Genomic DNA, 9,153 nt, shown 5'->3' on the forward strand with positions numbered 1-9,153 from the left:
CTCGCGTTCAGGCGTCCAGGCCGCGCAGCACCAGCGGGACCCGGGTCGCGCCGTCGTCGACCACCCGCACCGGGACGCCCCAGTCCTGCCGGGTCAGGTGGCAGGCGGCGTGCTCGACGTCGGCGTCGCAGGTGGCGGCCTGGGCGGTCACCTGGAGCACCCCCTGCGGTACGGCCGGGTCGATCACCAGTCGACGGGACAGCTCGGTGCCGGTGCCCGCCCCCTCGACCAACAGTTCCGGCGGCGAGGCCGAGACGACCAGCCGGGTCGACGGCCCGTACGTCTCGTCCAGCTTCTGCCCCGGGGCCGGCGTGAAGATCACCTCCAGGGTCACCTCGCCGGCCGCGACGTCGGTGGGTTTGCGTTCCAGCCGGTGCCGGGGACCGTCCACCGTGTCCGCCCCGGCGGCGGTCAACGCGCCCGGGGCGAGCCGGGTCAACCGGTGCGCGGCCGACTCCACCACCAGCACCCCGCCGTCGGCGGTGAGCACCAGGTCACTCGGCTCGGCCAGCCCGTCGGCCACCGTGGCGACCAGCCCGGTCGCCGGGTCGAAGCGGCGTACCGCGCCGTTGTAGGTGTCGGCGATCAGCACCGAACCATCGGGCAGCGCGCACACCCCCAGCGGATGCTGGAGCAACGCCCGGTCGGCCGGCCCGTCCACGTGCCCGAAGTCGAACAGCCCCTGCCCGACGGCGGTGCCGAGCACGCCGTCCTGCACGAAACGGATGGCGCTGGTCTCGCTGTCGGCCACCCACAGCCGCGCGCCGTCGGCCGAGACGGACAGGCCGGACGGCTGGGCCAGCCACGCCTCGGTCAGCGGCCCGTCGCGCAGGGCCTCGACGGTGGTGCCCGCGTACATGCCGGTGGTCCGCTTGACCGGGTCGAACCACCAGAGCTGGTGGATGCCGGCCATCGCCACGATGACCTTGTCGTCGTACCAGGCCAGGTCCCAGGGGGAGGAAAGATCGACGGAGCGCGCGTCGTGGGCGTGGTCGTCGACCGTGGAGCGCCACTGCCGGCCGGTGCCGGCGACCGTGGTCACCTCGCCGGTGTCCAGGCGTACGCCGCGCAGCAGGTGGTTGACGGTGTCGGCGACCAGCAGGTCGTAGCCGGCGACCTCGGCCACGTGCGGGGGCAGCAGGCAGAGTCCCTGCGGCTCGGCGAAGCCCGCCGAGGCGGCCGGCCCGTCGACCCGACCCCGCTCACCGGAGCCGATCCGCCGGACCAACGTCTCGCCGTCGGGGGCCAGCTCGACCAGGCTGTGCCGGGCCGAGTCGGAGACCAGCAGGTTCCCGCCGTCGAGCAGCACGGCCTTGCCGGGGAAGCGCAGCGTCGTCTCCGGCGGCGTCGGCGGCACGTACGGCCCGTCGCCCCGGTGCAGGGTGCCCTTCGCCTCGTGGGTGGCGATCAGGTCGTCGACCAGCCGGATCAGGCCCTCGGCGTGCCCCTCGCCGGCCATCGTGGCGACCACGTAACCCTCCGGGTCGACCACCGCCAGGGTGGGCCACGCCTTCGCCGCGTACTGCTGCCACATGTCCAGCTCGGGGTCGTCGAGCACCGGGTGGTGCACGCCGTACCGCTCGACGGCGGCGGCCAACGCGGCCGGGTCCTTCTCGTGCTCGAACTTCGGCGAGTGCACCCCGACGACGACGAGCACGTCGGCGTACTTCTCCTCCAACGGGCGCAACTCGTCGAGTACGTGCAGGCAGTTGATGCAGCAGAAGGTCCAGAAGTCGAGCAGAATGATCTTTCCCCGCAGGTCGGCGAGCCTCAGCTCCCGCCCACCGGTGTTCAACCAGCCCCGACCACGCAACTCTGGTGCCCGTACCCGTGCGCTCATGCCCCCATCGTGCCGCACCGCCGGGCGGCTGGCCGCACGAAGGGCGACCGGGGAGTCGTTGACGACACTCAGCCCTCGGGTGGCCGAGCCCAGGACAGGAAACGGTCGGTGAGATTGTTCGACCGGCCGCTGTCGAGCTGGGTGAGATGGTCTTCCGCCTCCCGTTGCAGCGTCGACAGCAGGGCCAGCAGAGCCGGCCGGTCGTCGGCGAACGCGGCGAGCAGGACGAGTTTCGCCTCCCCGCACGGCCACGGGTTCGCGTCGAGGCGGCACAGCCAGATCGGGCGCAGGGGTCGGTGGGCGAGTCCGTCGAGTGGCGTCACGCCGACACCGCCGACCCGCGAGCTGCCGACCTGGTCGCTGCCGTCGGCTTCGTCGCTCCGGTTTTCGGTTTCGCGGTTGCCCGCTTCACCGCCGCCTGTGGTGCGGGCGGCCGGGGCGCTGCCGGAGGCAGGGAGGGAAGCCAACGCACCCCGGCGCGGCGGACGTACAGCTCGCGCCGTCGTCGGGCCAGGCCGTCCGGCCCCAGCTCGTACGCCTCGATCCAGGTCCAGCCGTCGTACGTGTGGCGGTCGGGCAGCTCGCGGATCACCCGTACCGTGATCGGCCTGACGAACTGCGGGCTGGCCTCGCGGGTCAGGTGGAGCAGGTCGCCGCCCCTCAGTCTCGGTTCCTTCATCGCCCCGGCCCCCGGTTCCGGCTCTCCGTCCAGCGACCCGGCAAGACGACGTTCGTGATCCGGCCCGGTCCCCGATAGGGCGGGATGAAGGGGCCGATCGGGCCGGGCACGATCGGCGGCGCGGGCGGTGGTGGTGGGGGCGGCGGGGTTGGTTGGGGTTGGGGCTTCGGAGCGGGCTTCGGCTTGTCGTCCGTTGGCACGGTGGTCCCCTCTGTCCGATGTCAATGGGAGGAGGCCAGTGACCCCTCCGCCGAAACCGTTTCGCCGCAGCGGGCGTCAACAGCGGTTTCGTTGGTGGAACTCTCGTCGGCGAAGCCCTAGTCTCGGAAGCAAATCGGCCAACATGGAGAGCCACTGACAGGATGCGATACCGCTGCTGAAGGCCGATTGACGTAAGTCCGTCGGGTATTGGGGGAGGCTTGGGGAATGTGAGCATGTCGGCGGCGGAGATCCTGCTCGACGAGTTGCGCCATGCCCGGACGTCGCGGGGAATGAACCAAGGTGAGTTCGGCAAGTTCATCCGCTACTCGGGCACACACGTCAGCGCGGTAGAGACGGGCACTCGTCCCCCCACAGAGCACTACGTGGCGGCGATCGACAAGGCGCTCAGGACGGGCGGCATGTTCGGGCGACTTCTGGAAAGACTCGCAGCGCTCGACATGGCTCCGGTATGGCTACGTGAGTGGATCAACTTCGAAGATCAGGCCAAGGCTCTGCGATGGTACGAGCCAGCCTTCGTCCCCGGCATCCTTCAGACGGAGACGTACGCGCAGGCGACGCTTCGGGCCAGCGGGCTGCTCGGCGCTGAGGAAGTCTCTCACCGGGTCCGGTCCAGGATGGAGCGCCAGTCGATCCTGAGTAGGGAGGACCCGCCGCACGTGGTGGTCGTTCTTGACGTGGCTGTGCTTCGCCGGACGGTCAACGGCGACCGGCCCCTGATGCGCGAGCAAGTCGATCATCTTGCTTCTGTCGCCGAACTCCCGCACGTCCAAATTCACATCGTCGCGGACGATGCCGGGCTCTACCCTGGCTTGCAAGGCGGCTTCATCCTCGCCACGATGCCTGATGAGACCACGGTCGGTCACATCGACTATCAGGTGAGATCGCAGACCGTCAGCGGAACAACCGAGATTGCTACGCTCCAGAAGACCTGGGAGGCGGTTCTGCGGGATGCACTTCCCCGCAGGCCGTCTCTGAGTCTGATCAAGGAAATGGCGGAGAAATGGACATGACTGGCGCGCGATGGCGCAAGTCCACGAGGTCCGGCACCAACGGCGGCAACTGCGTCGAGGTGGCCGACAATCTGCGCGTTGTCGTCGGCGTACGGGACAGCAAGGACCCGGGCGGCCCCGCTCTCGCCTTCACTCCCGAAGCTTGGCGGGCATTCGTCGCCCGAGTCCCTGATCGAGTCTGATCGACCGGCCACCGGTCATGAGTGCACGTCGCCCCGGGACGGACCGGGCATCGTGACCCGGACGACGGTCGCCGTTGTCAGCGGTTTAGGTCGACGGTGACGGTGACGCGGCCCCGGTCGTCGCGGCGGGCCACCGCGTGCCCGGCCCGGTCGACCCCGTCGAGGTTCAGCGAGATCGGGCCGCCCGCGCCCAGGAAGTTCCGCCACCACTGCTTGGCGTCGGGCATCGCGACCTGGATGACCACCGCGTCGCCGGTCTGTCGGTACGCGACCGGCGTGCTGAACGTCCGCCCGGAACGGCGACCGGTGTAGGTGACCACGGTCAGGTGCCGCCGGAGGAACCGCCCCCAGCGTGGCGACGACCGCAGCGCCATGACCCGGGCGTTGAACGTCCGTGCCAATCCCGAGGGGAACGATCCTCGTTGACCCATCTGGGCCTCCGTCGTCGATGTGTAAGCTCCACGCCGACCGTAACACCGCCCGGTCCCCGCCGAACGTGAGTCAGAGCCGCGATTGCCGGCCGCTACGGGGCCGGGGGAGTGATGTCGGCGTACACCGGTATGCCTGTCAGTCATGTTTATGCCTGTCAGGAATACCGCTCTCCAGGTAAGGCATGGGTCGCCGCCGCCACGCCCGGAGGGGTGCGGCCGCCGCGCCAGAGGGAAGGCACCGAGGGCGGCGGTCACGGCGGAGCCGCGCGGGAGGGTCCGACCCTGCCCGCGCGGCTCCGGACGGGACGGTCAGCAGTGACCGACCATCGTCTTCACGTCGTAGGTGGTGTTGACCCAGGTGTCGGCCACGTAGCCGGTCACGCCCGTCGCCGGGTTGGTGATCCGGTCCCAGGTGGACGACGGCCAGTAGCCACCGCTGACGTACTCGCCGAAGGTGTAGCAGGCGATCCGCACGGTGGTGCCGTAGGCGACGGAGCCGGCGATGCCGTAGGTGGTGCCCGGCCCGGTGCGGATGTTGAGCGACGGGTTGGCCAGGATCGTGCCCGTCACGGCCGGCGGGTCGCCGGTGCCACCCAGGCGGGCCACGGCCGCCTGCGCGGCCGACAGGTAACCGGCGTACGCCCCGTTGTTGTACGTCGACCAGGGCTGCCAGTTGCTGCCACCGCTGGAGATGCTGTAGGCGGCGTTGGCGTTGCACTGGGCGGTGTACGCGCAGGTGTCGGTGACGGTGGGGTGGTAGCAGTTGTTGATCTGCCACAGCCCCCGGTCCAGCGAACCGTTGGGGCAGCCGGCGGTGGGGCCGTTGCTGCCGACCGCCGACGGGTTGCAGGAGGACTCGGCCATCGCCACGGCCACGGCGGTGACCAGCGGGTTGTTCCGGAAGCCGGCGGCGTAGGCGACCTGGGCGCACAGGTCGATACCGACCGCGTTGACGCCCACCCGGTTCGCCTTCGCGCCGATGGCGGGGCCACCGACACTGGCCGGCTCGACCTGGTCGGCCGGGCGGGGAGCCGGGGCGGAATGGGCGGCACCGGTGGGTGCGGCGGTCGCGGGGGTGGGCATGGCACTGACGCCGACGACGGCGACCAGTGTCAGGCCGAGGGCCAGGCGCAGGGCGCGCCGGGCCGCAGGGGCGGCAAGGGGGAGACGCATCAGGATCCTTTCAGCGGACGACCGGAAGGGGAGCCGGGTGGGATGGGGGCGTCAGCGCCCGGTCCACTCCGGGTCGGCGTAGGACCAGCCGAGGTACGGCGCACCGGGCCAGCTCTGCGAGACGCGACGGACGGTGGCCGCCGAGGTGATGTAGTTGCCGTTGCCCTCGGAGAGCATCACGTGGCCGTAGTACCCGTTGATCGACGCGGCGGCGTAGAAGACCAGCGCGCCGGCCGGCGGGGTACCCGTGGTGCGGATCAGGCCACGCGAGTACAGCGAGTTGTAGTGCACGATGGCGGACGCGTAACCGCTGGCGGCCCGACCGTAGGCGTGCCCGACGAAGTTGTCGCACCAGCCGTCCCACTGGTGGTTGGAGTCACCCAGGTCCCCATTGGTGTACGCCTGGCCGATGACCGACCGGGCCCAGGCCAGCGCGCGGTCCTCGCGGGTGCCGGTCGGCGGCGGGGTGGTGGTGCACTCCGGCTCGTTGGGCAGGTACTGGTTGAACCCCGGCGTGTTGGTGTAGTAGTCGCTGATCCAGCCGCTGGCCGGGGCGCTGATCCGGTGCCAGACCGAGTTGCCGGAGATGTTGCGTCCGCGTACGGCGCACTCGGCCGTGAACCCGGTGCCGTCGCCGAGGACGGCCACCGTACCGGCGCTCGCGTCGTACGGGCTGGTGCGCACCATCAGGCCGGCACCGCCCGTACCGGCGACGCTGTAGCCGGTGATCCCGGCGAACGACGGTGCGGCCGTGCCCACCAGGACCATCGCCGTGACGCCGCAGGCGGCGAGGACCCGTACGACGAACCTCGGCAGTGCTCGGCGGGGTGTGCGGCCCGGGGGGTTCGAGCCGTTCGGCTGGTACACGCGGTTCTCCTGTCGAGAGGTCGGCGCCGCACCGGCAGTGGTGCGGCGTACCCGTCGGACGGTGCTCCGTGCGGTCCGGTATCCCCGGGGCGAACGTCGATTTCGAGCCGAACGGATGCGTGTCAGGCCCGACGCTCGCCGTGAGATCATATTCACCGGCACCTATCCGGCGGGTGGCTGCTCCGGGGTCGATCCTGTCGTGGCACCCGCCTGTAAAGCACTGGCTTGACGTGCGTTGACACCAGGGTTTACACGCAGGGGAGGGTCCATGACGGGTCGAAGCGGACGAGTCGGCGAGCAGGTTTCCGGCGATGCCCGGCACCACCAGTTCGTCGCTGATCTCGCCCGGCTGCGGCGCGATGCCGGACAGCCGTCACTGCGCAGGATGGCGGCGACCGCCCACTACTCGCACACCGCGTTGGCGGGGGTGCTGTCCGGTGCCCGCCTGCCGTCGCTGGAGCTGACCCTGGCCTTCGTCCGGGCCTGCGGCGGCGACGAGGCGGCCTGGCGGGACCGGTGGCACCGGGAGGCCGCACCGGACCAGGCCACCGGACCCGCCCCCGGTGGGCCGGCAGCCGGACCGCCGCAACGGTCCACACCGGAGGCCCCACCGTCACCGGGTCGACGTGCACCGGTGCCCCGGTGGGCACTGGTCGCCGCAGCCGGGGTCACCGTGCTCGTCGCCGGCTCGGTCGTACCGATGATCGCCGACCGGGAGCCCCGGACGAACCGGCCCTCGGAGCGGGCGGTCGACGCGTCCGGCCCGGCACCCACCGACGCCGCAGCCACCGGCGGCGCGCCGGTCGCCGACGGGGCCGACCCGCAGGAGGAACGCTGCCAGGTGGACGCCGTCAGCGCGGAAACCGTCCCGGTGCCCGACCCCGACCCGACGCAGCCCACCTACGGCAGCCTGACCCTGCGCTACTCCCCGCGCTGCCAGGCGGCCTGGCCGCTGTTCGTCTCCACCGAGCGGGTGCCGACCGGGGCGACCATCCGCTTGGCGGCCACCCGCCCCGTCGACGGCGCGGCCAGCCGGTTCGACTACCCGTTCATGATCAAGAGTCAGGTGTACAGCGTGTTCGGCAACGTGCTGCGGACCACGCGGGGCTGCGTGTCGGTCACCGTCGACATCACCGTGGCCGACAACAGCAGCGTCCTGGCCAGCGCGCGTACCCCGTGCGTGCAGCTCGGTGCCCGGACATGACACTGCCCTCCGCACCGGCGCGGAGGGCAGTGGTGGGCTCGTCGGTCAGACGTGCTGGGTCTCGGTCGTCGACGGGTGCAGCTCGGCGGTGGTCCCGGTGACGAAACGGCCGGTGCTCGCGCTGCGGTGGACCTCCTGGTCCCCGCCGTTGCCGACCTGCTCGGTGGTCGTGTGCCGGGGGTCCCGCTCGGTGGTGCCCTCCGTGACGAAGCGTCCGCTGCGAGCGCTGCGGTTGACCTCGTTCTCGTTGCCTGCCATGGGGTGACCTCCTCGGGCTACGTCAATGTCCTCTTAGACTGCCCAGTCCGCACGGCCCGAAACACCGACGGCGGGGACCCGGTCCGCCCGGGTCCCCGCCGTGTCGGTACAGCCGTTACTGGCCGGCCGGCTTCAGGCAGAGCACCCGGTCGACCCCGCCGCCCTGCAACACCACGTGCGGCTGGGCCGGGTCGGCGCACTTCTCCTTGGCGTCCACCTTGGAGACGACCGTGAAGGCACCCTGCTCGTCGCAGCTCGCCGCGCTCGCGCCGGTGCCGGACTGCTTGACGCAGGAACCGACGGCCGGGTTGAACGGGGCCGGCTTGGCGTCGTCCGAGCCGATCTTGCCGAGGAGCATCAGCAGGCCCAGCGGGACGGCCAGGATCAGCACCGCCACGATCAGCACCAGGGCCAGCACCCGCCCGTTGCGTACCTTCGGCGTGGGCTGCTCGGCCTTCTGCTCCGGCTCGGCCTCCGGCTTGAACGCGTCGAAACGCCCCTGCTCCTGCTCCGGCTCACCCGGCCAACCGGTGGAGCCGGACGGCTGACCGCCCGACCCGAACTGCTGGCCGCCCGGCCCGAACTGCTGCCCGGCGGGCGGGAACGGTGAGGCGTACCCGCCGTGGGCCGGGTCGTGCGCCGGGTGGCCGTACCCCGGCACCGGTGCGGCACCGGCCGGCGCGCCGCTGGTCGGGCCGGCCCCGAACGGCTCGGCCGGCCGGTCCGCCGGCCCGTGCGGACGGGTGCCGTTCATCGGCCGGTTGCTACCCGCCGCGTCGGCGAAGGCGGGGATGCCGCCGCCGAACGCGGGCGGGGCGGCCGGCGGCGCGGACGACGGTGCGTCACCGCCGAAGCCGTGCTGCCGCTCCGGCTCGTCGAAGCGGGGACCGTCGAACCGGGTCCGGTCCTGGTCGTCGAAGCGTTGCCGTTCCGGCTCGTCGAAGCGGGGCTGCTCGGGGCCGTCGAACCGGGTGCGGTCCTGGTCGGCGAACCGGGCATCGTGCTGCTCGGGCCGGCGGGGGTCCGACTCGTCGGCCTCCTCCGGCGGCTCCGGGCGGGCCGGCCGGCCGTACACCCGGGGTTGCGGGACGACCGGGCCACCCGGATGTGCCCCCTGGTCGCTCGGGGGCGCGACCCGGCTGGCCGTCGGCACCGAGGCGCTGGCCGAGGCGCTGCGAGCCGACCGGGATGTCGTGGGGCGGCTGCTGTACCACCTGTCGGTCGCCGGAGTGCTGTCGAGTACGGCGACCGGTGTCTACGACGTGACCGAGATGGGTCGGTACCTGT

The 9,153-nt window shown here is 71.8% G+C and carries 11 protein-coding genes; 3 read left to right on the forward strand and 8 right to left on the reverse strand.

Annotation, left to right across the window (positions count from 1 at the left end; translation table 11 throughout):
* Positions 1 to 7 precede the first annotated feature (7 nt).
* From H1A17_RS22280 to H1A17_RS22290, 3 genes are all read right to left on the reverse strand, one after another.
* Entirely contained in the window at positions 8 to 1,840 is a 1,833-nt protein-coding gene (locus H1A17_RS22280) for an NHL domain-containing thioredoxin family protein (protein WP_194822810.1), read from the reverse strand.
* Positions 1,841 to 1,908: 68 nt separating this feature from the next.
* Positions 1,909 to 2,163, reverse strand: a complete 255-nt coding sequence (locus H1A17_RS22285; RefSeq protein ID WP_194822811.1) for a flavin reductase — start codon at positions 2,161 to 2,163, stop codon at positions 1,909 to 1,911.
* The gene (locus H1A17_RS22290) at positions 2,160 to 2,519 is read right to left on the reverse strand and encodes a hypothetical protein (protein ID WP_228544029.1); all 360 of its coding nucleotides are present in this window, start codon (positions 2,517 to 2,519) and stop codon (positions 2,160 to 2,162) included. The genes H1A17_RS22285 and H1A17_RS22290 overlap by 4 nt, the downstream gene beginning before the upstream one ends.
* A gap of 434 nt (positions 2,520 to 2,953) precedes the next feature.
* Here H1A17_RS22290 and H1A17_RS22295 point away from each other — a divergent pair, with 434 nt between their 5' ends.
* Positions 2,954 to 3,751: a helix-turn-helix transcriptional regulator gene (locus H1A17_RS22295; RefSeq protein WP_194822812.1), complete on the forward strand. Its 798-nt coding sequence runs from the start codon at positions 2,954 to 2,956 to the stop codon at positions 3,749 to 3,751.
* Positions 3,742 to 3,933 (forward strand): DUF397 domain-containing protein, encoded by a 192-nt coding sequence (locus H1A17_RS22300; RefSeq protein ID WP_194822813.1) that lies wholly within the window; start codon positions 3,742 to 3,744, stop codon positions 3,931 to 3,933. The genes H1A17_RS22295 and H1A17_RS22300 overlap by 10 nt, the downstream gene beginning before the upstream one ends.
* A 77-nt stretch (positions 3,934 to 4,010) precedes the next feature.
* Here H1A17_RS22300 and H1A17_RS22305 read toward each other — a convergent pair whose 3' ends face one another.
* The 3 genes from H1A17_RS22305 to H1A17_RS22315 form a co-directional block, all read right to left on the reverse strand.
* Positions 4,011 to 4,364 (reverse strand): nitroreductase/quinone reductase family protein, encoded by a 354-nt coding sequence (locus H1A17_RS22305; RefSeq protein WP_194822814.1) that lies wholly within the window; start codon positions 4,362 to 4,364, stop codon positions 4,011 to 4,013.
* A gap of 309 nt (positions 4,365 to 4,673) precedes the next feature.
* Positions 4,674 to 5,537, reverse strand: a complete 864-nt coding sequence (locus tag H1A17_RS22310) for a transglycosylase SLT domain-containing protein (RefSeq protein WP_194822815.1) — start codon at positions 5,535 to 5,537, stop codon at positions 4,674 to 4,676.
* Between the two features lie 51 nt (positions 5,538 to 5,588).
* The gene (locus tag H1A17_RS22315) at positions 5,589 to 6,404 is read right to left on the reverse strand and encodes a hypothetical protein (RefSeq protein WP_194822816.1); all 816 of its coding nucleotides are present in this window, start codon (positions 6,402 to 6,404) and stop codon (positions 5,589 to 5,591) included.
* Between the two features lie 268 nt (positions 6,405 to 6,672).
* Between H1A17_RS22315 and H1A17_RS22320 the strand changes: the two genes are divergently transcribed.
* Complete coding sequence (locus H1A17_RS22320; RefSeq protein ID WP_194822817.1) at positions 6,673 to 7,608, forward strand: DUF2690 domain-containing protein; 936 nt, start codon at positions 6,673 to 6,675, stop codon at positions 7,606 to 7,608.
* A gap of 45 nt (positions 7,609 to 7,653) precedes the next feature.
* Here the strand turns inward: H1A17_RS22320 and H1A17_RS22325 are convergent, their stop codons facing one another.
* Together H1A17_RS22325 and H1A17_RS22330 are read right to left on the reverse strand one after the other, a co-directional pair.
* Positions 7,654 to 7,866, reverse strand: a complete 213-nt coding sequence (locus H1A17_RS22325) for a hypothetical protein (protein ID WP_145917262.1) — start codon at positions 7,864 to 7,866, stop codon at positions 7,654 to 7,656.
* A gap of 115 nt (positions 7,867 to 7,981) precedes the next feature.
* The gene (locus H1A17_RS22330; protein WP_194822818.1) at positions 7,982 to 9,019 is read right to left on the reverse strand and encodes a hypothetical protein; all 1,038 of its coding nucleotides are present in this window, start codon (positions 9,017 to 9,019) and stop codon (positions 7,982 to 7,984) included.
* Positions 9,020 to 9,153: the final 134 nt, after the last annotated feature.

The sequence above is a fragment of the Micromonospora sp. S-DT3-3-22 genome (assembly GCF_015354745.1).
Lineage (GTDB): Bacteria > Actinomycetota > Actinomycetes > Mycobacteriales > Micromonosporaceae > Micromonospora > Micromonospora wenchangensis.